Origin of the sequence: Microvirga sp. VF16, from assembly GCF_016864375.1 — a bacterium.
Classification (GTDB): domain Bacteria; phylum Pseudomonadota; class Alphaproteobacteria; order Rhizobiales; family Beijerinckiaceae; genus Microvirga.
The window spans coordinates 4617501-4641937 of record NZ_CP069354.1 but is presented as its reverse complement, the minus strand read 5'-3'; the positions used below and the strand labels follow the sequence as shown (position 1 = coordinate 4641937).

At 61.3% G+C, this 24437-nt stretch carries 21 protein-coding genes; 10 read left to right on the top strand and 11 right to left on the bottom strand.

Annotated elements, in window-relative coordinates; all coding sequences use genetic code 11:
* Positions 1-3 precede the first annotated feature (3 nt).
* The 6 genes from JO965_RS21775 to JO965_RS21750 are packed head-to-tail and all read right to left on the bottom strand — an operon-like array spanning position 4 to position 5718.
* A complete protein-coding gene (locus JO965_RS21775; RefSeq protein ID WP_203441066.1) occupies positions 4-867 on the bottom strand; it encodes an ABC transporter permease in 864 nt (287 codons plus the stop codon).
* The gene (locus tag JO965_RS21770) at positions 867-1808 is read right to left on the bottom strand and encodes an ABC transporter permease (RefSeq protein WP_203441065.1); all 942 of its coding nucleotides are present in this window, start codon (positions 1806-1808) and stop codon (positions 867-869) included. The genes JO965_RS21775 and JO965_RS21770 overlap by 1 nt, the downstream gene beginning before the upstream one ends.
* Positions 1805-2935, bottom strand: a complete 1131-nt coding sequence (locus JO965_RS21765) for an FAD-binding oxidoreductase (RefSeq protein ID WP_203441064.1) — start codon at positions 2933-2935, stop codon at positions 1805-1807. The genes JO965_RS21770 and JO965_RS21765 overlap by 4 nt, the downstream gene beginning before the upstream one ends.
* A complete protein-coding gene (locus JO965_RS21760) occupies positions 2932-4326 on the bottom strand; it encodes an NAD(P)/FAD-dependent oxidoreductase (RefSeq protein ID WP_203441063.1) in 1395 nt (464 codons plus the stop codon). The genes JO965_RS21765 and JO965_RS21760 overlap by 4 nt, the downstream gene beginning before the upstream one ends.
* Positions 4323-4619, bottom strand: coding sequence for a (2Fe-2S)-binding protein (locus JO965_RS21755; protein ID WP_203441062.1), 297 nt, complete (start codon positions 4617-4619; stop codon positions 4323-4325). Before JO965_RS21755 ends, JO965_RS21760 begins: the two co-directional genes overlap by 4 nt.
* Positions 4600-5718, bottom strand: coding sequence for an FAD-binding oxidoreductase (locus JO965_RS21750; protein WP_203441061.1), 1119 nt, complete (start codon positions 5716-5718; stop codon positions 4600-4602). The genes JO965_RS21755 and JO965_RS21750 overlap by 20 nt, the downstream gene beginning before the upstream one ends.
* Positions 5719-5810: 92 nt before the next feature.
* Between JO965_RS21750 and JO965_RS21745 the strand changes: the two genes are divergently transcribed.
* Entirely contained in the window at positions 5811-6728 is a 918-nt protein-coding gene (locus JO965_RS21745) for a LysR substrate-binding domain-containing protein (protein WP_203441060.1), read from the top strand.
* Here the strand turns inward: JO965_RS21745 and JO965_RS21740 are convergent.
* Both JO965_RS21740 and JO965_RS21735 read right to left on the bottom strand, forming a co-directional pair.
* Entirely contained in the window at positions 6715-8277 is a 1563-nt protein-coding gene (locus JO965_RS21740; RefSeq protein ID WP_203441059.1) for an ABC transporter substrate-binding protein, read from the bottom strand. The genes JO965_RS21745 and JO965_RS21740 overlap by 14 nt on opposite strands.
* A 299-nt stretch (positions 8278-8576) precedes the next feature.
* Complete coding sequence (locus JO965_RS21735) at positions 8577-8840, bottom strand: hypothetical protein (protein WP_203441058.1); 264 nt, start codon at positions 8838-8840, stop codon at positions 8577-8579.
* Positions 8841-9457: 617 nt separating this feature from the next.
* Here JO965_RS21735 and repC point away from each other — a divergent pair.
* From repC to glgX, 5 genes are all read left to right on the top strand, one after another.
* Positions 9458-10606: a plasmid replication protein RepC gene (gene repC / locus JO965_RS21730; RefSeq protein WP_203441057.1), complete on the top strand. Its 1149-nt coding sequence runs from the start codon at positions 9458-9460 to the stop codon at positions 10604-10606.
* A 385-nt stretch (positions 10607-10991) separates the two neighbouring features.
* On the top strand, positions 10992-11285 hold the full coding sequence (locus JO965_RS21725) for a hypothetical protein (protein WP_203441056.1): 294 nt from the start codon (positions 10992-10994) through the stop codon (positions 11283-11285).
* Positions 11286-11508: 223 nt separating this feature from the next.
* Complete coding sequence (locus JO965_RS21720) at positions 11509-12453, top strand: 1-phosphofructokinase family hexose kinase (protein WP_203441055.1); 945 nt, start codon at positions 11509-11511, stop codon at positions 12451-12453.
* A 111-nt stretch (positions 12454-12564) separates the two neighbouring features.
* Complete coding sequence (locus tag JO965_RS21715; RefSeq protein ID WP_203441054.1) at positions 12565-15075, top strand: glycogen/starch/alpha-glucan phosphorylase; 2511 nt, start codon at positions 12565-12567, stop codon at positions 15073-15075.
* Positions 15076-15225: 150 nt separating this feature from the next.
* Positions 15226-17262, top strand: a complete 2037-nt coding sequence (gene glgX / locus JO965_RS21710) for a glycogen debranching protein GlgX (RefSeq protein WP_203441053.1) — start codon at positions 15226-15228, stop codon at positions 17260-17262.
* A 42-nt stretch (positions 17263-17304) separates the two neighbouring features.
* Here the strand turns inward: glgX and JO965_RS21705 are convergent, their stop codons facing one another.
* Together JO965_RS21705 and JO965_RS21700 are read right to left on the bottom strand one after the other, a co-directional pair.
* The gene (locus tag JO965_RS21705; RefSeq protein ID WP_203440618.1) at positions 17305-18261 is read right to left on the bottom strand and encodes an IS630 family transposase; all 957 of its coding nucleotides are present in this window, start codon (positions 18259-18261) and stop codon (positions 17305-17307) included.
* A gap of 80 nt (positions 18262-18341) precedes the next feature.
* On the bottom strand, positions 18342-19691 hold the full coding sequence (locus tag JO965_RS21700) for a family 1 glycosylhydrolase (RefSeq protein WP_203441052.1): 1350 nt from the start codon (positions 19689-19691) through the stop codon (positions 18342-18344).
* Positions 19692-20172: 481 nt separating this feature from the next.
* Here JO965_RS21700 and JO965_RS21695 point away from each other — a divergent pair, with 481 nt between their 5' ends.
* Positions 20173-20835, top strand: coding sequence for a hypothetical protein (locus JO965_RS21695; RefSeq protein ID WP_203441051.1), 663 nt, complete (start codon positions 20173-20175; stop codon positions 20833-20835).
* A gap of 236 nt (positions 20836-21071) precedes the next feature.
* Here JO965_RS21695 and JO965_RS21690 read toward each other — a convergent pair whose 3' ends face one another.
* On the bottom strand, positions 21072-21740 hold the full coding sequence (locus JO965_RS21690; RefSeq protein ID WP_203441050.1) for a transglutaminase-like cysteine peptidase: 669 nt from the start codon (positions 21738-21740) through the stop codon (positions 21072-21074).
* Positions 21741-22112: 372 nt separating this feature from the next.
* Here JO965_RS21690 and JO965_RS21685 point away from each other — a divergent pair, with 372 nt between their 5' ends.
* The 3 genes from JO965_RS21685 to JO965_RS21675 all read left to right on the top strand — a co-directional run bounded on the left by JO965_RS21685 (position 22113) and on the right by JO965_RS21675 (position 23640).
* On the top strand, positions 22113-22925 hold the full coding sequence (locus JO965_RS21685) for a DUF2092 domain-containing protein (protein ID WP_203441049.1): 813 nt from the start codon (positions 22113-22115) through the stop codon (positions 22923-22925).
* Positions 22922-23221, top strand: a complete 300-nt coding sequence (locus JO965_RS21680) for a hypothetical protein (protein ID WP_203441048.1) — start codon at positions 22922-22924, stop codon at positions 23219-23221. The genes JO965_RS21685 and JO965_RS21680 overlap by 4 nt, the downstream gene beginning before the upstream one ends.
* Positions 23222-23313: 92 nt before the next feature.
* On the top strand, positions 23314-23640 hold the full coding sequence (locus JO965_RS21675; RefSeq protein WP_203441047.1) for a hypothetical protein: 327 nt from the start codon (positions 23314-23316) through the stop codon (positions 23638-23640).
* The last annotated feature ends 797 nt before the right edge of the window (positions 23641-24437 follow it).

The following is a 24437-nucleotide window of genomic DNA, read 5'->3' as shown; positions in this document are numbered from 1 at the left end:
GGACTACTCGGCCCTCAGCTTCGGGTCGATCGCGTCCCGTAGCGCGTCGCCCAGGAGGTTGAGCGCGAGGACGGTGAGGAGGATGGCCAAGCTCGGGAAGACGGCGAGCCACCAGGCATCCAGGATGTTCTCGAATCCCTCGCGGATCATGCTGCCCCAGGTGGCGGTCGGCGGCGGCACGCCGAGACCGATGAAGCTAAGCGAGGCTTCCGTCCGGATGGCCGATGCCATCCACAGGGAGCCCATGACCACCACGTCTGAGATCATGTTGGGCAGGATATGGACCCCCATGATGCGGACGGGGCCGAAGCCCAGGGCCCTGCCGGCTTCGACGAAGTCCCTCTGCTTGAGAGCAATCGTCGGCGCGCGGGCAATGCGGGCGAAAGGAGCGATCTCGGTGATCGCAATGGCGATGATGAGATTCTCCAGACTCGCCCCGAGCATTGCCGCGATCATCAGGCCGAGCAGAAGGGTCGGGAAGGACAGCATGACGTCAAGCAGGCCCATCACGATCTGGTCGAAGAGCCCTCCCACATAACCAGCAAGAATGCCGATCGTGGAACCGATCGTCATGGCAATCAGGATTGCGATGAAACCGACGGTGAGCGAGATACGTGTGCCGTAGATCAGACGGGAGAGAACGTCGCGTCCATAGCTGTCCGTGCCGAGCAGAAACTCGGCGGACGGCGGCTCGAGCCGGGCGACAATGTTCTGCTCCAGCGGATCATATGGAGCGATGAGCGGTGCGAAGATTGCGACCAGGATGATGGCCGCGAGAAGGACGAGCCCAACCCATGACAGGCGGTTCCTGGAGAACGCCAGCCAGAGGCCTCCGGGCCGTACGGGGGAGGAGACAGCGCTAGCCATTATTTGTACTTCACCCTTGGATCAACGAGGCCATAAGCTAGATCGGTCAAGGTATTCACGATGATCACGCAAATGGCGAATATGATCATCAGGCCTTGCAGCAGCGTGTAGTCGCGGGCGTTGAGCGCACCGAGGATCAGCTTGCCCAGCCCGGGACGGTTGAAGATGATCTCTGTCAGCACCGAGTTGCCGATCAGGGTGCCAAAGTAGAGACCGACGACCGTGATGATCGGAATGAGACCGTTTCGCAGGGCATGTCGGAGGATGAGTTTCGCCGGACGCACGCCTTTCGCACGTGCCGTACGGATGTAATCCTCGCCAAGAACTCCCAGCATGGACGAGCGGGTCACGCGCACCACATAGGCCATCATGATGATGCCGAGATTGAGCGCCGGCAGCGCGAGGTTGCGCAGGCGCTCGATCGGATCGCTGGTATTGCCGGAGTTGAGTACGGGAAACCACCCTAGCTCGATTGCGAACACGATGAGAAGGAGGATTCCGGACACGAAGGCTGGAAACGAAAGGCCTACGAGAGAGACGAGCCTGCCGATATAATCGGTCCAGCCGTTCCGATGGACTGCTGTCACAATGCCGAGAGGCAGGCCGAGCACGATGCCGATCACGATCGACGCCAAAGTCAGCTCGATCGTGTAAGGAAGGACGAGCAGCACCTCGTGGACCACCGAGCGGCCACTGCTGAGCGACTGTCCGAGATTGCCGGTCAATACGTCTCCCAGAAAGCTCAAATATTGTATGTAGACCGGCTGGTCGATCCCAAGTTGCGCGCGGAGGGCACGTAGCGAGGCCTCCGTCGCCTGATCGCCGAGGATGACGGACGCCGCATCTCCAGGCACCAGCCGGACCAGCACGAAGATGGCTGTCAGCATGATGAACAGGGTAGGGACTGCCAGCAGGAGGCGCTTGATGGTGTATCTGATCATGCTGCCGCTCGTGTGGTCATGAGCCGTTCGGCCGAGAAGGGACTGATGTGACGCCGAGTTTCGCCCTGGACCACGAGATCCGAAATGATGGATCCGATAACGGGCACGAGCTGGAAGCCATGCCCAGAGAATCCGAAAGCATGGAAAACACCCGGCGCATTGGGTGAGGGGCCGACGACGGGCAGAAGATCTTTCGTCTTGGCCTCCATTCCAGCCCATGTTCGGGCGATCCGAACATCGCGCACGCTCGGGAAGAGGTCAGTTGCAGCCTGCGCGCCTTTGGCGAGTTCGATAAAATTCACCGTGCTCTTCAACGTGTCGATATCGGCGCTGCCCTGCAGGCCGCCGCCGATGACGAGAGTGCCCTGATCCGACTGCTTGAAGGACAGGGAACGTCCGACGACGCTGACGACCGGATCCAGCAAGGGGGCCAAGCGCTCGGTGGCGATCATCATCGAGGCCTTGAGACCCAAAGGGATGACGTCGCCGACCATGGCGGCGAGCCGGGCCGCCCAAGCTCCGGCTGCGTTCACGATGACCGGCACTGTGAATTCCTGCTCACCGGTACGGATGTGCCAGTCTGATCCGCGCTGTTCAATGGCCGTGACGCCGCAGCCCTCATGGATGACGACGCCGCGAGCTTCGCAGCTGCGCCGGAAGGCATGAATCGTACGGTGCGGATCGGCCGCCCCGTCTCGACGCGCGACGAGTGCGCCCACGCAATGCGGGCTCAAGGCAGGAACCAGGCGCCTCAGCTCCGAGCGATCGATCATTTCCTCATGGCTGTAGCCATGCTGACGCATCGCGTCGGCACGCTTTTCCAAGGCCGGAAGATGGTCGTCAAACTCCGCGACCCTGATCTGGCCATAGGAATGGAAGCCGCAACTGTCGCCGACGATCGTCTCGATTCGATGCCACATGTCCATGGCTTCGAGCGAGATCGGCACCTCGGCCAGATCGCGCCCCAAGGTGCGCACGCCCGCTGCCGTTGCGCCGGAGGCATGACGGCCGACCCACGATCTCTCAAGGACGACGACGCGCCTCCCGGCGCGCGCCAAGTGGAGCGCGGCTGACAAACCGTGCAGTCCGCCACCGATCACCGCGGTATCGGGAATGATCCTGCTCACGAAGCCTTCTCCTGCTCGAGAGAGGCAAGCTCGCCGAGCGTTACCGGTTTAAGCGGCGGACGGACACGGTAGAAACCGACGTCCTTCGGCAGGCGCCCCTCGGCAGCGGCGAGGATCTGCGTGACCGTGTAGCCGCATTGCCGTCCCTGGCATGGGCCCATCCCCGCACGTGTGAAGGCCTTGACCTGATTGGGGCCTGGACGTCCCACGGCCGCCATGGCGCGGATATCGCCTGCCGTAACCTCTTCGCATCGGCACACGATGGTTGCATCGCTCGGGGCAAACACCTCAGGACGGGGTTTGTACATGGCGTCGAGGAATGGCCGGAGCGCAAGTTCCCGGGCGAGCTTCTGCCGGATGGGTCTTGCGGCCTCCTCCGCTGCACGCTCCCCGACGCGCCCGAGTTTCATGGCCACGCCGAGCCCCGCCAGCCTACCGCGATGCAGTGCTGCCTGCGCACCTGCGATACCCGCTCCATCTCCAGCGATGAAGATCCCGGATTGAGAGCTTTCTCCCCAGGCGTTCAGCACCGGCACGTAGCAGTCCTGGTTTTCGCTCCATCCCACCGCACAGCCCAGGGCCAGCGCCGCATGGATGCTCGGCACGACGCCTTCATGCACGAGAAGGACGTTCGCGGGAGAGGTCCGCTCCTGTCCATCCCGCGTGCGATACCGGATGGCCTCGATGCGCTCCGAGCCGATCGCTTCGATATCGGCGACATGCTTTATGATCGGAATCCCGGCCTTGCGGAGCATTCCCCACCAGGCAAGGCCTTTCAGGAGATCGCCCGCTGCACCGACTGCCTTGGCGAGATGGGGCAGGGCGGCCCGGCGCCGGCCTGGAGGAGTCGTGTCGAGATATCCGGCAATCTTGCCACCGGCACGCAGGAGTTGGACCATGTAAAGGAGAGGCAGCGGGCCGCTGCCTGCGATCCATACGGGTGTGCTCGGGATTTGTCCGGATGTTTTCAGAAGGATCTGGGCTGCACCGACAGTGAGGACGCCTGGCAATGTCCAGCCCGGGAAAGGAACGGGGCGTTCCTGAGCCCCCGTCGCCAGGATCGCGCTTTTGGCCTGGATCACGGACGCTTGTCGGTTGCGGGTCACGAAGGCGCGAAAGCCGGGTTCGATCTGCCATAGCTGGGTGCCCGGCTCATACTTCGCACCACTGGCACGAAAGGCCTCCGCGCACGTCTTTCCTGACTGATAAGCCTTGCCAAGAAGCGCGCCGCGCGGCGCCGCAGCAACCGTCTCGACAGAACGCCAGATCTGACCGCCGGGCTCCGGCTGGTCATCGATCACCAGCACGTCGAGGCCGTGGCGCCGCGCCTCGACGGCTGCGGCCATTCCAGCCGGACCGGCACCGACAATCAAAAGATCCACGCTCGTCATGCGCTGAGACTCCGCTTTCCGTATTGGCGCTCGATGCGCATTCCGTCGCGCACGGGGGTGAGGCAGGTTTGAACGGAGGCGACGCCATCGACGATGGCGAGACATTCGAAGCAGACTCCCATCATGCAATAGGGGGCGCGCTTGCTCTGAGTCACCGGCGTCGTGCGGGACCAGTGAGGAGCCTCGCGCAACAATACGGCGGCGACGCTCTCGCCCAGTTCTGCCGGCGCGGGAACGCCGTCGATGAAGACGGTAACAGCCCTCTCGGAGGGCTCATGCAGCTTTCGGAACATCGAAACGCCTATGGTGGAAGGGGGCGAGGGTGGAGGGCAGCTCACCAGCGATGATAGCCTCCGCAATGATCGTGGCATGGACGGCGGCGAGCGTGACGCCGGAATGACATAAGGTCACGAACGCGCCCGGATGGACCGGCGACTGGGCGTAGATCGGATAGCTGTCCGGGGTCATGACCCGCAGCCCGGCCCACTGCCGCACGAGTGTGAGATCGGCAAGCGCCGGCACCAGCTGCGCCGTCTTGCGGCTGAGAAGTGAGGCGGCGTGGCCTGTTGTCGACGTGTCGAAGCCGACTTCCTCCTGCGTCGCACCGATCATGATCGTACCCTCACGGGTCTGACGCAGACCGCTCGCCGGCAAAGGTAGCAAAGGTGCGATCCGTTCCGTCACCAAAACCTGCCCACGCTGCGGACGAAGCGGCACATGAAGGCCGACCTGCGCAGCCAGGGCCGTGGATCCGAGCCCTGCGGCGATGACCACACGGGAGGCAGAGAAGCGTTCCTCCTGCGTCTCGACGGTAAAGCCCTGCAAGCCGGGGATGATTGCTGTAACCCTGCTGCAGTGGCGTAGGGCGCCTCCCTGCTTGGTGATGCCTGAATGCAATGCGCCAAGCAATTTCAGGGGATTCGCGTGGCCATCATGCAGCCCTAGGCTTGCACCGCTGACCTCCCGCCCGAAGCGTACACGGGGGAAAAGCTTTTCGAGCGCCGTCCGGTCGAGCATTTCAAAGCCGAGATCGTTGCCGCCCCGCTGCTCATGCAGGGTATGGAGGTACTGCCGACGCTTCTCGAGCCCTTCTTCGCCGAGACAGAAAGCAAGGCCGCCGTTGTTCTCATATTGGAGATCGGTTGCGGTCAGATCTGCCAGCTCGTTGTTGAACTCCGTCCAGAGATCGACGCTGCGCCGCGTCCATTCCTGATAGGCCGGCATGTTCATGCCTTTGCCCTGCAGCCAGACGAGGCCGAAATTCGCGCGCGCCGCGCGGTAATCCCCGTCGTCGCCATCGAGCACGAGGACACGCTGCCCCCGTTGCGTCAATCCGAAGGCGATTGCGGCTCCGACAGTTCCTGCTCCGATGACGATAACGTCAGTCTGCATTGATTTTCCTCTTGCAGAACATGACGGTACGAAGACAGTGTCTATTTCGTCAAAGTCGTAATTATTGCCGGCCTATTCACGAAGGTTATAGGATGCGTCGCCCACTCAATCTTCGCCAAGTCGAAGCGTTCAAGTCCGTAATTGAGAACGGAACAGTCAGCCGAGCGGCCGAAATGCTTAGCATTTCGCAGCCCGCGGTCAGCAAGCTGATTGCTCACCTGGAAGAGGACACCGGTCTTGAGCTTTTCGATCGGGTGAAGGGTCGCTTAGCGCCAACGGAGCGCGGCATGCGCCTCTATGAGGAGATCGACAGAATCTTCGCTGGCATCCGGCAGGTTGAGAACGCCGTTGCGGCCATCCGCAGGGAGGAGCAGGGGCAATTGCTGGTCGGAGTGATGCCCGCTCTAGCGGGCGCATTCATCCAGCAGGCGACCATGAGCTTCCTCCGCTCGCACCCGAATGTCTACTGTTCAATTCAGACGCGAAGCTCGCAATGGATCGCGGATTGGCTGGTGACCCGCAAGCTGGACGTCGGGCTCATCAGCTCGCGCATAGATAATCCTTACATCATGTCCGAGCCGCTCATGGAGCATCCGCTCGTCTGCATCATGCCGCTCGACCATCCTCTTGCGGAGCGCAGCGTGATCGAGCCTAACGATCTGGACAGCGTACCGTTTCTCTCATTCGATCCGGAGAGCTCTACCGGCCAGCGGATCACGTCAATTTTCGAGAGCTACTCCGTCAGGCTGAACGTCGTTCTGATGACCACGACAGCTCCCACGCTCTGCGAATTCGTCGCCGCGGGCCTTGGCGTATCTCTGGTCCACCCCCTGTTCATCAGCGGAATGAAGGGCCGTGTCGCTGTCCGTCGGTTCGAGCCGCTCGTGCCATTCGACTTTCAGCTCTGTCGCATTCGCGAGAATCGCAATGCGGGTCTTGTCGAGACATTTCTGCGGGAGACACGCCTGACGGCCGAGCGCATCTCCCGCGAACTGCTTAGCGAGACTTGAGCGTGGTTGCTTCGGTAATCGGCGGAGCGAGGTTCATGGCGCCTTTCAGCTCATAACCAAGATCCACCCGCTCATTGCGGGCCCAGACTTGCTGAAGATCGAACAGGGGAATGGCACAGACATCCTCATGGATTTTGCGCTGAGCCTCCTTCCAGAGCGCGAGCTGCTTGGCAGGATCGCTCTCCGCGCGCCCGCCGTCGATTTCCGCATCAGCCACGGAGCAGTGGGAGAAGTTGGTGACCGCGGTAGGCTTACTGACAATGGAATTCGAGTGATAGAATTCCGTCAGATAGGTATCGGCGATCGGAAAGCGTGCCGCACCATAGAAAACAATGGCGCTTGCGTCCTTTCTGCTCTGGCTCTGGTATGTCGGGTGATCGACCACGTTCATATCGAGCTTGATCCCGACCTTGGCGAGCTGCGACTGCACAATCTCCATGATCGGCAGCTGCGCCGAGATGTTGGAGACGACAGACTTGAGAACGAGCCCATTACCGTGTCCGGCCTCAGCGAGAAGCGCCTTGGCCTTCTCCGGGTTATACTCGTAGCTGCCTGCCGAGCAGTCTTCACCAAGATAGCCCGGAGGAACAACCGAGCAGCCCCTCGGGCCCACATCCTTGCCGACATAGCGCACGATGTCGTCGACATTCACGGCATATGCGATGGCCTTACGGACGCGAACGTCATCAAGCGGCGGAATGCTGCGGTTGAGGTGAAGTGTGCGGAACTCCCCCGGCCGGAAGATATCCACGACCATGTTTCCGCGTTTGCGCGCCGTATTGACCCAACGCTGCTCACGCTTCCCGTACATCACGTCCAGTTCACCCGACGCGAATGCCAGCTCACGAGCACTGTCCGACGGGATCATGCGATACATGATCGAATCGATCTTCGGAGCGCCGCGGAAGTAGTCTTTGTGGGCGACGAGCTTGACGTATTGCTGGGTCACATGCTCGGCAAACTTGAACGGCCCCGTGCCGACCGGTTGTGAGGCATATTTGGTGCCGAGTTCCTCTGCCGCCTTTTTGCTGACGATGTTGCCGCCATGGTAATTGGATACGGTCCCGAGGAAGTTCGCATCCGGATATTTCAAGGTGATCCGCACGGTATAATCGTCGACCTTTTCGACGGTACCGATGCTGGCGAAATTGGCAGCGAAGGTTGAGGATTTAGCATCGGCGGCACGCTTGAGCGAGTAGACGACATCGTCTGCCGTGAGTTCACCCCAGTTATCGTGGAACTTTATCCCCTTGCGAAGAAAGAACGTCCAAGTCTTCCGATCGGCAGAGGTCTCCCAACGCTCGGCAAGATCGGGCTGCAGATCCTTCGGATCGGCGCTTCCCGGAGGGAAGCGGACAAGGCCATTGTACATCCAGCCGACCAATGCTTTATCGGTCGTCGCACTTGCCCGGTGAGCGTCGAGGGTCGCGATGTCGGTGCCGCCGGCGCTGATCTGCAGCACCTTCTCCTGAGCCGCAGTGCCCGCGAAGGCGCCGCCCAGCATAAGCATAGCGAGAGCCGAAGTTGCCGATAAAATATTGCGCTTCATAGCCTTTATTCTCCCGTCTGGAAGCCAGAGGCTGTAAGGCAGACAAACTTATGTCAAAGTCGAAAAATTGGGCACTTTATTCCTGAAGGTTATAGGAATGCTCAAAGACCTGTCCGTTATGATGATCGCAATCCGGCCTGCAGCGACTAAAGTAGTATCTGCTTGCTTGCCAGTGGGTTTTCCTAAATGAAACAGCGTCCGCACCCGAGATTTTTCAATAGCGGTTGCCACAATGGAAGGCTCCGGCTCGTCTCTGCTACTGAGTCAGTGGTCCGCATTTGACGCCGCAACGACAGTCTTTAGCCGATTATCGCTCGATGGATGGCCTCACTGCGCCCAAGGTCGACGTCGATCAGTGGCAGGTTGCTATGCGAGTGAAGCTGTGCCTGCTCGCCGCACGCTATATCGAGCGCACGGAAGAATAGCTTCAACGGCAGCTTCATCGCGCTCTTTGGCGGATTGCGGGCAAGCACCAGCATACGTGCGACTGCATCACCCGAGATCACCGATGCTGAATTAAGGCATCGATCAAGATGTAATCTGAAATATACCTGGTAGTCCATCCAGCATTCCGTGGATAACTCCGAGGCCGTTTCAGTAAAAGCTGGATAGCAGTCGAATCAAGCGGTCGCCGTGTAGTCAATATCAGCTTTGTCTTGACTCGGCGGTTCTACCCCGGCGAATCGCATGGCTTCCGCCTTTTCAACAAATCTGTGGTCAGCCTTAACCAATTCTTACAGATCGACTCCACCCGTAACACCGAATCGGACATCTCTGGCGGCGTTACGAGACAATGGAGTTTGCACCGTCGGTACGCTGAGTACCGCGGTCATCGGCACTTCCGAGAAACCTGTCGTTGAGCAGGATTCCGGGAGGCCGACGTGCTTGGCATCTGAGGTCATCGGCGTGGGTTCGACACCCTCGCGAGGGGTGATCGAGCAAGCCGGCATGCGATCGCCCATCGCCCCGCAGCGCTCTTCGATCAGGAGAAGACAAACGTGAACCAAGGCTAGGCAAAGCAAAAGGCCCACGAAGCGGGAACTTCGAGGGCCTTTGGAGTCACCGAGGGACGGCGACGGATTCGTTTGACAGTAATCCTTATGCCATCCCGATAAGCTGGGTGTCAACAACATCGGTTTCGGTGGACGCTCCCGCTTTGCCCTCAACATGGAGGGATACGATGCAGCTTGCATCGTCAGGAGGCCGGCGGCTGAGACATGCTGCTTTGGCCGCGAGGAAGTTTGCGCTCGAAGCCGGGCGCGCCGTGACACGCAAAGAACTCTCGGCGTCCGCTCGCGAAGCCGAGAAGGCGCTTGGATTGAGTGCTCCGCAGCGTCTGGTGTTGAGCCAACTGGTGGCGTGCTGGGGCGAACAGGAGATGGACCGGCTGCTTGTCTGGCCTTCCAATCAGCGTCTGATGTCCACGACGGGGCTATCGGAACGTGCCGTTCGCAATGCCGTTCGGGCCCTCATCGAATGTCAGCTGGTGATCCCGAAGGACTCGTCCAACGGCAAACGCTATGCTGTGCGCGATGCTGCCGGCACCATCGTGGATGCCTTCGGATTCGATCTGACACCACTCTATGCCCGCAGAGGCGAGTGGACCGCGGTCATTGCCGAACAGAAGCGCCTGAAGGAACACCTGAAGCGTTCCTTTGACGAGATTACCATCTGCCGCCGTGCGGTCGAGGAAGCGCTCAGTGCGCTCGCTCAATATCACCCTGCCGTTAATCGCGGTCAGATCGAGAGCAGCCTCGCCACACTGAAGGCCCGCACCCCCAGGCGTTCTGGATCGACCCTTCCAGAGGGGCTGCTCAAAGCGTGGAAAGAGGTCCGGCAACTCGCCGAAGAAGCCTTCTATCAGGCGGGCTGTGGCGGCACGGAATGCCGACAAATAGAAACAGAGAAAGGATTGCCTAGTGAGACTTGTGACAAGGGCATCCGAGTTGATGCTCAGCCTGCCGGTCGAAACCAGCTGCCATCCCGGCCGCTGCTGCCGACTTTGATTTCCGAAGCCTGTCCGGTGGTTTCCCATTGTTCCCATCCCATCCGCGACATCGTCGATGTTGTTGCGGCGGGGCGCTTCCTGAGAGCGTCTCTCGCGGCTCACTCGAGCGCGTGGGATGAGGCCGTCGAGGAGATCGGCGCTGTCCAAGCTGCGACGGCCGCGATTTATGTCCTGCAGCTCTATGACGATGACGTCTCAAGCGGTCGAAACCGCATCCGGAATGCTGGCGGCTATTTCCGTTCCATCGTGCGCATGATCAAGGCTGGTCGAATTGATCTCGAAGCGGAACTGTTGACTTTGAGGAGGCGCAGAATGGTTTGAGGATTTGTGATCTGACACTCTGTTACTCTGAGCGCAGCATGTGTGCTGCGTCCGGCTTTACTCGGTTCAATATCGAAGGGGACAATGTCTTGACAGTTTGAACCACACCGCTCCGGATCCCCAGCCACAGAGGCCAGAGCTGACCGCGTCCGCATTGGCCGATTTGCGTCGTTGTCGCATTATTCGGTCGCGCACCATCACGGCAGGATCAGTGTCGGGCCTGACTCGTGCCCTGAGACCATTCATGACTACCTAAGTGACGGCATATCCCATTTTGATCGTGCGACCGGGAGACAATCGGCGATAGAATGGGCGGCCCCATCCCTGCTGGGACAACGTATGTCTCCGGGACGGCATAATCCGAGGTCATTCGGGGAGGCTTCCCATGGATGCTCTTTGGTCGAACATGACACCTCAGGACTGGATCGCGCTGGGACTGATCGCCCTTGTGCCGATGCTGATGGTCATTGCGATTTACTTGATCCACAGTGACGTGAAGCAAGGCGCACCTCGCACTCCCGTTGAGCCTCCGAGGTCCAGTACGCCGCCACTCCAGTTGAAGACAACTGCGTCGCAGCGTGAGCAGTGGCGCATGGGGAAGCAGCGACATCCGCGGGCCATCGTGGATCTGACGGATGACATCGAGACTCTTCTGAAGCGGGTCAAGGCTGGCGGCTAGCACCCGGGCATCGCTGCAGCGATGCCCGATGACCCAAAGTGTCAAGGGATCGTTACTTTCTATCAAGCTCCGCGACAACAGGATCGATGGGCGCGTCGTCATGAGGATCCAGCCATCCGGACGGGACAGCGAGATCGACTGCGCTATTTGGGAGTGAGTGGCGCGGACTCTCCCGATAGGTCGGGTCCTTTACGCGACCGGCTTCAACGTCAAGGATAATGTGATGACAGGAGTTGTGACGCTGACTCTGAACCCTGCCATCGATGGCGCAGCGGAGGCGGAGGAGGTCCGGCCCATACACAAGATCAGGACCTGGGCTGAGCGCTATGATCCTGGCGGGGGCGGGATCAACGTTGCCCGTGTCGTCAAGGAGCTTGGTGGCTCCGCCCTAGCCGTCTACCTGTCGGGGGGAGCGACAGGGCCGATCCTCGATCAATTGGTGCAGGCTGCCGGTATCGACATCAGGCGCATTCCCATCAGGGGACATACGCGTGTCAGCCACACCGTGCATGAGAGATCGTCCGGCCTGGAGTTTCGCTTTGTCCCCGAAGGTCCCGCCGTGACTGCGGATGAATGGCAGGTCTGCCTTTCCGTGCTGGAAGGAATCGATTGCGATTATCTGGTCGCGAGCGGCAGCCTGCCTCGTGGTGTCCCGCATGACTTCTATGTCCGAGTGGGCCAGATCGCCGCCCGGAAGGGAGCGAAGCTGGTTCTCGACACCTCCGGTGAGGCTCTCCGTCATGCCACACGGCAAGGTGTCTACCTGATCAAGCCGAGTCTGGGCGAACTGGAAAGCTTGATCGGCCGGAAACTCCCGGATCCTGCGGACCAGGAGGCAGCACTTCAGGAACTCATTGCCTCGGGAGCGGCGGAAATCGTCGCCCTGACGCTCGGTCGCGACGGGGCGCTGCTCGGGACCCGAGGCAAGTGTGTCCGTATCCGGGGCGTAGAGGTGGTGCCCAAAAGCGCCGTCGGTGCCGGTGACAGCTTCCTGGCCGGCATGATCTTCGGCCTGTCGCAAGGGCGAAGTCCGGAGGATGCCTTCGTCCTGGGCATGGCGGCCGGGACTGCCGCAGTCCTGACGGCGGGAACCGAACTGTGCCGGCAGGCCGACGTGGAGCGTATCTATCACGATCTCAAGCGAGGCAACCCGGGAGCCTCGGGCTGAGCGATATCTCGAACTTTGAGGGACCGAAGGCCGCGTATCGAGCCGGCAGCGGATCGGAATGATGGACTTACCTTTGACAGCAGCGCCCGGCGACACGAGAGGGATGAAAGTATGAACAGCGACAGGACCAGAACCGTCGCGAAGATCTCATCTTCTCCCACGGCCAGGGAACTCCTCAAGCAATATGCATGTGGACCGGTTCAGCTCACAGGGGCGAGTAACGCGCTCTACGAGCGCCATCTCATGTTCGACAATGTCATGGATCCGAAGGCGATCGGCCCGCGCGAGCAGTACGAGGCCGCCGCCAAGTCCGTAAGAGACGTCCTCTCGCAGCGCTGGCTCCTCACAGAGCGGACCTATGAGCGCGAGAACGCCAAGCGCATCTACTATCTCTCCATGGAGTTCCTCATCGGGCGCTCCCTGGCCAACAACATCATGAACCTCCTTCTTGACCCGATGGTAAAGCAGGCTGTCGATGAGAAGAGGCTCGACTGGCTCGCCCTGCTTGAACAGGAGCCCGATGCCGGCCTGGGGAATGGCGGGCTCGGCCGGCTGGCGGCCTGCTTCCTCGACTCGATGGCAACGATGCAGCTTCCTGCCATGGGCTACGGGTTACGGTACGAGTACGGCATCTTCCGTCAGTCGATCCGGGATGGCTGGCAGCACGAGGAGGCGGACAACTGGTTGCGGCGACCCGATCCGTGGGAGGCCGCCCGGCCGCAGGAGCAGGTGGAGGTCAGGCTCGGCTGCTCGTTCGAGGTGCGGAGCGGAAAGCTCGCCGCAGTCCTTGGTGAGCCATCGATCCTTCTGGGGATCCCCTATGATCGGCCTGTCGTCGGTTACGGTGGCAGGACCATCAACACGCTCCGGCTCTGGGCGGCTGCGGCGCCCGAGGCGTTCGACTTCCATGAGTTCAGCGCCGGCGACTTCGTGGGTGCGCTGGCCGAGCGGCTCTCGGCCGAAACCCTGACGCGCGTGCTTTATCCCGACGACTCCACGAGCATGGGGCAAGGCCTGCGCTTCGTGCAGGAGTACTTCCTCGTCGCCTGCTCGCTGGCCGACCTCGTGCGGCGCTTCCGTCGGAACAATCCCGATTGGCGCGCCCTTCCCGACAGGGCCGCCATCCAGTTCAACGACACGCATCCCAGCCTTGCCGTTGCCGAGTTGATGCGGATCCTCCTCGATGAGGCGCATCTCGGATGGGACGAGGCCTGGGACCTTACCCGGCGGACGCTGGCCTATACGAACCACACCCTCCTGCCCGAGGCATTGGAGAAGTGGCCCCTGCGGTGGTTCGAGGTGCTGCTGCCGCGGCAGCTTGAGATCATCCTGGAGATCAATCGCCGCCTCCTTGACGATGTGCGGAACCGGTTCCCCGGCGACGAGGGCCGTGTCGAACGCGTGAGCCTCATCGACGAACGCGGCGGGCGCAAGGTCCGGATGGCGAACCTCGCCATCGTCGGCTCGCATAGTACGAACGGCGTTGCCGCGATCCATTCCGGTCTGCTGCGAAGGGTGACCGTCAAGGATCTCGCCGAGATGTTTCCGGAGCGCTTCAGCAACAAGACGAACGGCGTGACGCCGCGTCGGTGGCTGCTGTTGGCCAACCCGGCCCTTGCCGGGATCATCACCGACGCCATCGGCGACCGCTGGATCACGGATCTTGCCGAATTGGAAAAACTCAAGCCGCTCGCTGACGACAGGAGCTTCAGGGATGACATCCGCAGGGCCAAGCAGGATGCCAAGTCGCGGTTCGCCGAGTGGCTCAAGTCGACGTCCGGAGTGGTCGTGGATCCGGCATCGATCTTCGATAGCCAGATCAAGCGCATTCACGAGTACAAGCGGCAACTGCTGAATGGGCTGCGCATTGTCGTGCTCTACAATCGGCTGCGGGAGAACCCAGACCTTGAGATGGCTCCGCGCACGTTCGTCTTCGCGGGCAAGGCGGCGCCGGCCTATCAGCTGGCCAAGATCATCATCAAGTTCCTCAACAATCTGGCTGACACGATTGACGCAGATCCGGCCGTCAAGGGGCGCCTGAAGGTGGTGTTCCTGCCCGAGTATTGCGTGTCGCTGGCCGAGAGACTGATTCCCGCCAGCGACGTCTCCAACCAGATCTCGACGGCGGGCTATGAGGCGAGCGGCACGAGCAACATGAAGTTCATGATGAACGGGGCCCTGACGCTCGGGACCCGCGACGGAGCGACGATCGAGATGGCCGAGGCCGCCGGCGAGGACAACTTTTTCCTGTTCGGGCTAACGGCCGAACAGGTGGCGGGCAGCCGAGGCTGGTATAGTCCGTACTGGCATTACGACAACGAGCCGGAAACGCGTGCCGCGCTGGATCTCATCTTCTCAAATCACTTCAGCCGCTATGAGCCCGGCATCTTCGAACCGTTGCGCGATGTCCTGCTCACGCATGGCGACCATTACAGACACTTGGCCGATCTGACGTCTTATCTCGAAGCGGACCAGCGGCTGCTCGATCTCTATGCTGATCCGGATGCTTGGGTGCGAAAAGTCATCCTGAACGTTGCCAGTTCGGGAAGGTTCTCCAGCGACCGGACGATTGCAGAATATGCGTCCCAGATCTGGAACGTGCAGCCGTGCCCGGTGCCCTGAGAGCATCGGCGATACCGAGGGGTGATGCGGCAGGATTGGAGCGGGCCTGAGGGGACCACGACGATGCATCAGCGTAAGGACGAGGGGACGCACCCAAGCCGTTTCCGGGCCTCTGCACTGGGAGTTCCATCGCCGCTGGGAGCGACACCCATGTGCGAGGGAGTGAACTTCAGCGTCTTTTCCAAGCATGCGACTGGGGTGGAGCTACTACTGTTCGACCACGCCGACGAGGCACAGGCGCGGCAGGTGGTCCGCCTGGATCCTACCATCAATCGCACCTATCACTATTGGCACGTCTTCGTCCCGGGTCTGGCGGCGGGACAACTCTACGGCTATCGCATGGATGGGCCGTTCGAGCCCGCGAGGGGCATGCGATTCGATCCCCGCAAGCTTCTCCTCGATCCCTACGGCCGCGGTGTGGCCGTGCCGAAGAATTACAGCCGCGATGCTGCGCGAAAGCCGGGCGAGAACACTTCCACGGCGATGAAGAGCGTGGTTGTGGACCCGTCCGCTTACGACTGGGAAGGCGATGCCCCCCTGCGGCGGTTCTCTGCCCAGACCATCATCTACGAGATGCATGTGCGTGGGTTCACATGTCACCCCAGCTCCGGTGTCGATGAGAAGGTCCGTGGCACTTTCGCCGGTCTAGTCGAGAAGATCCCGTACCTTCAGGAATTGGGTATCACGGCCGTCGAGCTGATGCCGGTGTTCCAGTTCGATGCGCAGGATTGTCCACCGGGCAAGGTCAACTATTGGGGCTATGCGCCCGTCTCCTTTTTCTCGCCGCATCAGGCTTACAGCTCGCGCCAGGACCTGCTCGGGCCGGTGAACGAGTTCCGTGATATGGTCAAGGCCCTGCACCGGGCCGGCATAGAGGTTATCCTCGACGTCGTGTTCAATCACACCGCGGAGGGTGACCGTGATGGGCCGACTCTCTGCTTCCGTGGGGTGGATAACACCGCATATTACACTCTTGAGAGGGATCGCTCGCGCTACGCGGACTACACTGGTACCGGCAACACCCTCAATGCCGGCCACGCCGTCGTGCGCCGGATGATCGCCGACAGCCTCCGGTATTGGGTGGAGGTGATGCATGTGGACGGGTTTCGGTTCGATCTTGCGTCGGTTCTTGCGCGGGATGCGATGGGGCAGCCGATCCCGAACCCGCCGATCCTGTGGGACATCGAGTCGGATCCTGTGCTCGCCGGTACGAAGCTTATCGCGGAAGCGTGGGATGCGGCGGGACTCTATCAAGTCGGCAGCTTCATCGGGGACAGTTGGAAGGAATGGAACGGACGCTTCCGTGACGATGTGCGCGCATTCTTCCGAAGCGATCCGGGTTCAGTGGCGCGAATTGCCGACAGACTGTTGGGAAGTCCCGAGATTTACGGACATAAAGGGCGCGAGGCCGAGCAAAGCGTCAACTTCGTCACGTGCCACGATGGCTTCACCCTCAACGATCTCGTGTCCTATGACCGCAAGCACAACGAGGCCAATGGTGAGAATAATCGCGATGGGGCGGACGACAACCATAGCTGGAACTGCGGTGTAGAGGGCGCGACCGATGATCCCGCCGTGGAGAGGCTGCGAAATCGGCAGGTCAAGAACTTCCTGACGGTGACGATGCTCTCCCTCGGCATGCCCATGATCCTGATGGGCGACGAGGTGCGGCGGACCCAGGCCGGCAACAACAATGCCTATTGTCAGGACAATGAAACAAGCTGGTTCGATTGGTCGCTGCTCGCCAGACACCCGGACGTGCACCGGTTCATGCGTCTGCTTACCGCGCGGCGGGCCCGGCGGGGAACCGAGCATGAGCGTCAGCGCGTGAGCCTGAGCCGCCTGCTCCAGCAAGCGCAGAAGACATGGCATGGCGTTCGGGTCGGCCAGCCCGACTGGGGCCACGACTCCCACAGTCTCGCGCTCGAGGCGGAGGTGCGACAGGAGGGAATCTGCGTCTATCTGATCCTGAATGCATATTGGGAACCCTTGGATTTCGAATTGCCGCCGGGAGCTGATGGCGGACCCGGCACATGGCGCCGATGGATCGATACATCACTCGAATCTCCGGCAGATATTGTCCCGTGGCGGACAGCGCCTTCGCTCGTTGGGCCGATATACCGAGCCGAGGCGCGCACCGTCGTCGTGCTGTTCAGGCGTGATCAAGGCCACGAAACATCCATCTGAACGCCAATCGCAGGATGACGCCGATGTTAGAGCACCGGACGGTTAAACGGACGCATATCCGGCCGCCCTGAGGAAGTTCCAACACTCGTGCGGCTCGAAGAGATTGCAGATGTCGCCGAGGGCGCGCCAAAGCGCGTCAAAGGTTCGGGCTTCAGCTTTGCGCAGGTGTGCCTTGATCTTGGCGAAGGCCTGTTCAATGGGATTAAGATCGGGCGAATAAGCAGGCAGGAACAGAAACCAGGCTCCGCGTTGCTTCAGGCATTGGGCGGCCTTCTCGCTCTTGTGGACCGCCAGGTTGTCGAGGATTACCACGTCTCCTTGGTGCAGCGTCGGCGCGAGCTGGGTCTCGATATAAGCCTCAAACGCCAAGCGGGTGATCGGGCCATCAATCACCCACGGAGCGCTCAACTCGCTGCACCGTAGCCCGGCTACAAAGGTATGGGTTGTCCAGTGTCCAAAGGGAGCTTTCATGCGCAGGCGCTGGCCGCGGCGAGAACGTCCGCGCAGGCGCGTCATCTTGGTGTTGACGTACGTCTCATCGAGAAAGATCAAGCGGTGCGGCTCTTGGCGCATATGCGGCTGACGGTGGGTATGCCAGACGCGGCGCTCATCCCGCACGGCGGCGTGTGCGCATTCCGCCGCCATCAGGACTTTTTTATAGCTGAAGCCGCGGTGGCACAGAAAGCGCGAGAGCATTGCGGGAGCTGCCATCACCCCGTGTTCCTCCAGCAGCCTCGCGGCCAGTTCGGGCATGGTGATGGCGGGGTGGGCCTCGACCGTCTGGATCAGGAAGCTCTCATAAGCCACCAGCTTGCCGCGTCCGGGCGGGCGGCCTTGCCGGGCCGGCGCCGGCGAGCCGGTGTCCCGCGTTCGCCGCACCAGCTTGATGGCGAAGCTCTCGCTGACGTCAAAGTGCTCGGCTGCCGCTCGGCAGGAATGACCGGCCTCGACAAAGTCGGCGACGCGCACCCGCAGATCCAGGGAATAGCAATGACCCATGATCCACCTCCCGTTCCAGCAAGTGAATCACGGATCGCGCCAGCCCAAAACCCCGGGAGTCGGATTTCCAGTCCGGTGCTCTAGCTCCTGAGTTCGGGCTTCGTCTTCAGTTCATGGCGCAAGTACCGGCGCCATCCCTCGCGGCGGCGGGCGGCCACAGGCTCATCGTACTCGCTCGGCAGCATGACCGGCACGAACAGGCAGACGCTCTGCGTCGGCAGAACCTGACGCCATTGCGAGAGAAGCTTCTTGAAGGCCTTTCCCGCGGGACGGATGTTGCGTTCGAGATCATATAGTCCTCGAGGGTTCACGTGGCCCCGCTGCTCGCGGAGAGCGATGTCCCAGTCGATCTGGTCGGTGAGCGAGTACCAGGTGAAGCCGACGATGGGCACGCGGTTATTGCGCACCCGCAGCACGTTGGCCCATTGCTTCCAAAGCCAGTCCACGGCCTCGTCGCCTTCATGGCCCTGGTCGAAGTTGGTCTCGGTATGCATCACGGGCAGCCCATAGCGGTCATGATACTGGCGCGTGATCTCGTCGTAGCCGAACACCTCTCCGGCAGGCAGGATCCTGCCGCTGGCATCCACCCGATGCTCGTTCGAGTGATAGAAATCGTTGCCCATGATGCAGTGGTGGCGAAGCGTGTTGTCGAGGAAGAAATGGTATTCGTCGCGGGTCATCCCGTTGTCCAGCATGTATTCGTGCATGTGCGAGTTGACCGGATAGCCGTAGTTCAGGTCGAGCGAGAGGAACCGCCGCGCGTTGTAGAACTCCGCCGACTTGATGGCCTGGGGATTGTCGGCGTGGAAGTATTCGGTCGACTCGCTCTGGATGAAGATGGCGTCAGGGCGCTCCTCCAGAATGGCGTACATGGCCAGCACATTCGCCTTGGCCATATGCTTCAACGCAGTGACGAAGGCACGGTCGCTCGTCAGTTGTTCGTTCCACCAGCCGAAAGCGGCCGAGAATTGGGCGCAGATGAACATCTCGTTGACCGGGGTGTAGAACTGGACCCATGGGAAGCGGTGCGCAAAGGCTCGGGCGTACTCGGCGAAGAGCACCGGGAAGTCCGGGTTCTGGAAATCGCCAATCCAGTCCGGCACGCCGAAATGGCACAGGTCGACGATGGGGATGACGTCGCGTTCTTTCAGCCAGGCGAACGTCAGGTCGGCGAAGTCCCAGTCATATCGGCCCTGTCCGAGGAAGGTCTTGTACAGCGGAGGACCATAGCGCAGGAAGCGGATGCTCAGATCGTCGAGGAGTTCGAAGTCACGCTGCCAAAGGCGGTAGTGACCGCATTCCTCCATCTGGTCCCGGCGCACACGGCCGTTCTGGATCGTGGGGTAGCTGTTTTCGATGCCGGTCGCGAACAGGAAGAGGGTGACGCGGGTCGGTTGGCGGTCGCCGTCACTGCGCGAATGATCATTCATGATGCCTCTCGTCGATTTCTTCGTCAGGGCATTCAGGATTCTCCAGCCTGGACCGAGGGCTGGAGGCGTAATGCCGAAAGGAAGCCGGGCATGGTCCGGTGCGGCGACGGTCCTTCGGCGGCCGAATGGCGCTCGTCCGACCAGCCCGAGTATGGCACCGGTTGAGCAACTTGCTTGACCGAATGTGTCAGTCCCTTGGCATGTTGGGACAATGGCATGTCGCTGCTGGTGACGTGGCATGTGGAAGTAGGCGAAGAGTGTCAGGCAAGGCCTGAAGTGGATCCTCTTGGCCTTTCCTGGATGACAAGCCCGGGATGCGCTCGTCGACGGGTGTAAGGTTCCCGTGCAGCCTCATGGCAACAAATGCCAAGCGCTTGTCCCAAACGATCAAGCAAGTTTTCGCAGCGGGCACAATGTATTCCACTCATGTCAGCCTGCCCCGCGCGGTGCAGTGCGCCGGGCAGTGAAAGGGAGAACGTCGATGAACAGGACTCTCCTGGCTCTGTGCGCTCTCGCAACGGGCGCGCTTCTGATCCCGGATGTTGCCGATGCCCAGCGTGGTGGTCGCGGCGGAGGGGGCGCCCGCATTGGCGGCGGCGGGTTCGGCGGAGGCGGTGCCTTCCGGGGTGGAGGCGGCTTCCGGGGCGGCGGTATCGGAGGCCAGAGGATGTACGTCCCTCGGGCCGGCATGGGCGGCGGGAATTTCCGCGGCCGGGCGATCGCCGCGCGGCCAGGCGGCGCGCCCGTCCGCGCAGCCGCCATACGTCCCGGTCGTGGAGATTTTCGCCAGGCGGCGATCAACAACCCGGGCGGCCGCTTCGACAATCGCTTCGTCAATCGTGGTGATTGGCGTGGACGTTATCCGTACTATTATGGTGGGCGTTATCCCTATTATGGGCGCTACCCGTATTACGGGAATTATTACGGCGGATGGGGACTGGCCACGGGTGCCGTGATCGGGGCAGCGGCTACATACCCATATTACAACTACCCATACTCCACCTACCAGACACCGGTTTCGTCAACGGTTGGTGGGGCCTGCGTGACGGCGGTCCGAACCTGCGCTTTGACCGATCCGGCGCCGGTCGGGACGGGATGCTCCTGCCGTACCCCGGGAGGGCGGGCCCGCGGCACCGTGCGGTGATCCTCGAGACCACGTGGCTGTTCGACGGCTTCGGATGATTGATCGGGGGCCGCTCGATCAGACCGGCGCAATGTGCGATCCATAGAGGAGTGCACTTTTGGGGCCGATGCTTCTTCTCTTGGCTGGCGCATCGTTGGACGCGGAGCCGGAGGTCCGCGTCAGCGAAAACCGGATCCACTTTTCACTGGCGTGGCCCTTCGAGCCGCCGACGCGGCCCTCTGGGTCCGCACGATGTGCTAGCGACCCGCCGTGGCGACAGGTGAGGTGAAGGCCCCACCAAGCGAAACCCAGGTCGACCCTGTTTCGACTTCACGCTGCAAGTAGACGTAGCCGGTCTGCCGCCATGGCAGGATCGCGTCGCGCTTGTTGTCGAGAATGAAGTCACCACGGTCGGTGCGAACCATCATGACCGCATGGGGTTCGCCATCCTGATCGATCACGGCTGTCATGCGCAATGCCCGCCGGGGAAACCCGGCCGCAACGAGGCGTTTGCGCTTGACGAGTTGGTAATCCTCGCAATCGCCGTAGCCATCCTCGGCAAGATCCCAGCGATCCATCTCGCCCCAATGCTCATGATCGGTGATGGGCCTGATGGCGGCATTCACCTGGCGATTGACCCTCGTGAGGGTCGTCCAAGCCTGTGGCGTGAGGGTGATTGTCGACGGTTCCGAAGACCTGAATGCACATTCCTCAGGTCTTTGCTTGCAGAAGCGGATCCAGCCCGGGACCGGCATGACGGCGTGGTTCTTTGCGGCAAGAGAGTTGGACCGGGAGAGCGAAGTGGTGATTGTTTGGGCCTCCGATCCGCTGCTGACCAGCATGAGAGCCATGGCCAGGGTCGTCAAATGAAACCAACCATTGAAGAAAGTCCGGGCGTTCAAACGCCCGAGGAGAAATTCCCGCATTAACCCCGCCGCTTTGCTGCTGCGATTATTCTGACAAGACCTGATACGGCAAGTCGGGCGATCTCAAGGCAAGAGCCGATAAACAACTCGTTGCCGTGGCGCACAGCGTCCAACTCGCCCAGAGGTTGGGGCTAGGATTCCGGTCCGCGCCAACCTCAAAAGCGGATCTCCAGGACGTCCGGGCGAGCCCATGACTGTTGCGGGTCTCCCTCGCGACCAAAACTGTCAAGAAATTGTCCCCGCCGATCAAGCACGCCGCCGCGACTGGTCTATGCTAATCCCAAGGGATGGCGAATGATCCGCGGGCATCTGCGCAGTCTCCGTGCTGACGGCCGACTGAGGTGCGGGAGGCAGACCAAGGAGGCACCGACAATGAAGCATGTTACCTTTCGACCTCAGGGCGCGACATCCACGAGGACGGCTCTCTGTCTTCTTGCCGCTATGGCCATCACGGGCGCTTATGCGCCTGCCGCATGGGCGGAGGACGGGGAGGCCCAGAAAATCCTGAAAACCATGGCCGACTATGTCGGTCGTCAGGAGAACTTGGCGCTGAAATATGATGCCGATATCGAGGTGGTGACCCCGGCGGTCGAGAAGATCCAGTTCAGCGCCTCGGGCGACGTCACCTTGAGCCGTCCGAACAAGTTCCGCATCAGCCGCACCGGTGGCTACGCCGATGTCGAACTCATCTCGGATGGATCCAACGTGACGATCTATGACCGTGGCGGCAATCGGTTTGCGCAGGTGACCGGGTCCACCTCCTTCGATGAGGCTGTCGACAGGCTCCGCACCGACGCTGCGCTCGAACTTCCGGGTGCCGATCTCCTGCTGTCGAAGCCTTACGAGGAACTGATGGCGGGGGTGCTGGAGGCCAAACACATCGGCCGCGGCGTCGTCGAAGGTGTCGAGTGCGAGCACCTTGCCTTCCGCAACCTCGACACCGACTGGCAGATCTGGGTCGAGATCGGCGACAAGCCGGTGCCACGCAAATATGTCATCACCAGCAAGGCGGTCGGCGCCGCGCCCCAGTACACGCTGCGGCTCCGGGACTGGAAGACCGGCGTCAGCCCGGCGCCGGATGCGTTCGCATTCAAGCCGCCGGATGGCTCCAGCGGCGTGACGATTGCTGTCCTTAAAGACATCGATGAGATCCCCGAGGGCATCGTTCCCGGAGGCACCAAATGAGCACGCTCAAATCCGCAGGCCTTGCGGCCCTCACGTTGTTGGCTGTCGGTGCGGCCCTGCTCTGGAGCGGTAACGGGCCAGCGCCGTTCGGCTCGTTCATCGGTCAGGCGGAGGCAAGGATCGGGCGGCCGGCAACGCCCATGAGCTATGCCGGCGTGGCCCGCCGAACCACCCGTCGTTCCGTAGCCTATGGGGCGGCCGCCGGAGCTGCGGCAGCGGGGACGTACTATTACGCTGCTCCCGGCTGCCGGCAGGTTGTGAATTCCTACGGCCAGATCGTCTACCGCTGCCCGTAACTGACATCGCTTGAATGGGACGGTCGTGGCACGGGCGGCCCGGCATCCTCGGAACATATGCTCAGGCCGATCGGACGAGGTCTGACGCGACGTTGTTCCAGCCGAGCACAGATGTTTGCATCGTCGTCGCATCATCAGAAGTGAGGGCCGACGCAAAACAAGCCATTGGTTTGCATGACGCTGCCGATGAAGTGGAGCAGGCTGGGCTCTGTATTCTGGAGGCGGCAAACGCCAATGAGGCTCTGGCGATGCTGGAGGCCCGCTCGGACGACGTGCAGGTGCTCTTCACGGCTTTGGACATTCCCGGCTCAATGATAGCCTGGCGCTGGCCGAGCGCGTGTACCAGTACGGCCGCACGCCCCATGGGCAATATGAGTGGGGTCTCTCAGCCATTCGCCGCGCAGGCGCTCAACTGGTAGAGGGCGTGCGGAACAGATCCCAAGCCATCATTTCGCAACCTCCCGATGCCCTAGGCCGGCAATTTCTCCGAGGAGTGGGGCAGAGCGGCGTCTGGACCAAGGAAGGGACCACCCATGGAAGGATCTCCCAATCTTGAAAGTATCACCGGTCCTCGCTCCAAATGGGCGCGAGCTCTGCCAGGGGAGGGGACGGTGATTTATGATCTCCGCTAGCGCATCGTGCGGAAAAGTGGACCCGGTTTTCCGCTCAAACGATGCGCTCTTCAAAGAATGGAGCATCGGAATGGATCCCAGAAGTGCAAATCCACTTTTGGGTCCGATGCTCTGGAAGTTGTTCCTAGCTTCTCGCTTTGATTTCAGCCGCTCCCGGGACCAGCCGGTGCGGCGGTTTTCACTTGCAAGGGTCGACTGTCTCGCACGAGAGGTTCCTTTCGTCCGTTCTGGACGAGGAACGTGGGCAAGCTAGACTAACGGCCTGCTTGAAACACCCAAGCTGAATGTCGTGGGTTCGATTCTGTTCGCCCGCTCCAACTTTTCCTAAAACCATCTGCATTGAAGGTGGCTCTTCAAGGAGTGCAGGCCTCCCGGAAACCACGTGCCGTTAATCGGCCGCTCGGGTGTTGACAAACGATCTGGGAATCGACATATCCGCAGCCCCGCCGGAACTTCAGTTCGGGCGAGCTTCAATCTCACAAGACGCCGACGCTGCCGCGATCTTCGGATCTCGCCTTTCGTCCGGGTCTCGATCTCGATCTTAATTGATCCTGATCAACGACACGAGCCTGGATGTCAGTATA

What these genes read in the sequence shown, in the direction of transcription:
- JO965_RS21775 (WP_203441066.1), bottom strand. Translation starts at nt 867, where the DNA reads ATGGCTAGCGCTGTCTCCTCCCCCGTACGGCCCGGAGGCCTCTGGCTG.
- JO965_RS21770 (WP_203441065.1), bottom strand. Translation starts at nt 1,808, where the DNA reads ATGATCAGATACACCATCAAGCGCCTCCTGCTGGCAGTCCCTACCCTG.
- JO965_RS21760 (WP_203441063.1), bottom strand. Translation starts at nt 4,326, where the DNA reads ATGACGAGCGTGGATCTTTTGATTGTCGGTGCCGGTCCGGCTGGAATG.
- JO965_RS21755 (WP_203441062.1), bottom strand. Translation starts at nt 4,619, where the DNA reads ATGTTCCGAAAGCTGCATGAGCCCTCCGAGAGGGCTGTTACCGTCTTC.
- JO965_RS21750 (WP_203441061.1), bottom strand. Translation starts at nt 5,718, where the DNA reads ATGCAGACTGACGTTATCGTCATCGGAGCAGGAACTGTCGGAGCCGCA.
- JO965_RS21745 (WP_203441060.1), top strand. Translation starts at nt 5,811, where the DNA reads ATGCGTCGCCCACTCAATCTTCGCCAAGTCGAAGCGTTCAAGTCCGTA.
- JO965_RS21740 (WP_203441059.1), bottom strand. Translation starts at nt 8,277, where the DNA reads ATGAAGCGCAATATTTTATCGGCAACTTCGGCTCTCGCTATGCTTATG.
- JO965_RS21735 (WP_203441058.1), bottom strand. Translation starts at nt 8,840, where the DNA reads ATGGACTACCAGGTATATTTCAGATTACATCTTGATCGATGCCTTAAT.
- repC (WP_203441057.1), top strand. Translation starts at nt 9,458, where the DNA reads ATGCAGCTTGCATCGTCAGGAGGCCGGCGGCTGAGACATGCTGCTTTG.
- JO965_RS21725 (WP_203441056.1), top strand. Translation starts at nt 10,992, where the DNA reads ATGGATGCTCTTTGGTCGAACATGACACCTCAGGACTGGATCGCGCTG.
- JO965_RS21720 (WP_203441055.1), top strand. Translation starts at nt 11,509, where the DNA reads ATGACAGGAGTTGTGACGCTGACTCTGAACCCTGCCATCGATGGCGCA.
- JO965_RS21715 (WP_203441054.1), top strand. Translation starts at nt 12,565, where the DNA reads ATGAACAGCGACAGGACCAGAACCGTCGCGAAGATCTCATCTTCTCCC.
- glgX (WP_203441053.1), top strand. Translation starts at nt 15,226, where the DNA reads ATGTGCGAGGGAGTGAACTTCAGCGTCTTTTCCAAGCATGCGACTGGG.
- JO965_RS21705 (WP_203440618.1), bottom strand. Translation starts at nt 18,261, where the DNA reads ATGGGTCATTGCTATTCCCTGGATCTGCGGGTGCGCGTCGCCGACTTT.
- JO965_RS21700 (WP_203441052.1), bottom strand. Translation starts at nt 19,691, where the DNA reads ATGAATGATCATTCGCGCAGTGACGGCGACCGCCAACCGACCCGCGTC.
- JO965_RS21695 (WP_203441051.1), top strand. Translation starts at nt 20,173, where the DNA reads ATGAACAGGACTCTCCTGGCTCTGTGCGCTCTCGCAACGGGCGCGCTT.
- JO965_RS21690 (WP_203441050.1), bottom strand. Translation starts at nt 21,740, where the DNA reads ATGCGGGAATTTCTCCTCGGGCGTTTGAACGCCCGGACTTTCTTCAAT.
- JO965_RS21685 (WP_203441049.1), top strand. Translation starts at nt 22,113, where the DNA reads ATGAAGCATGTTACCTTTCGACCTCAGGGCGCGACATCCACGAGGACG.
- JO965_RS21680 (WP_203441048.1), top strand. Translation starts at nt 22,922, where the DNA reads ATGAGCACGCTCAAATCCGCAGGCCTTGCGGCCCTCACGTTGTTGGCT.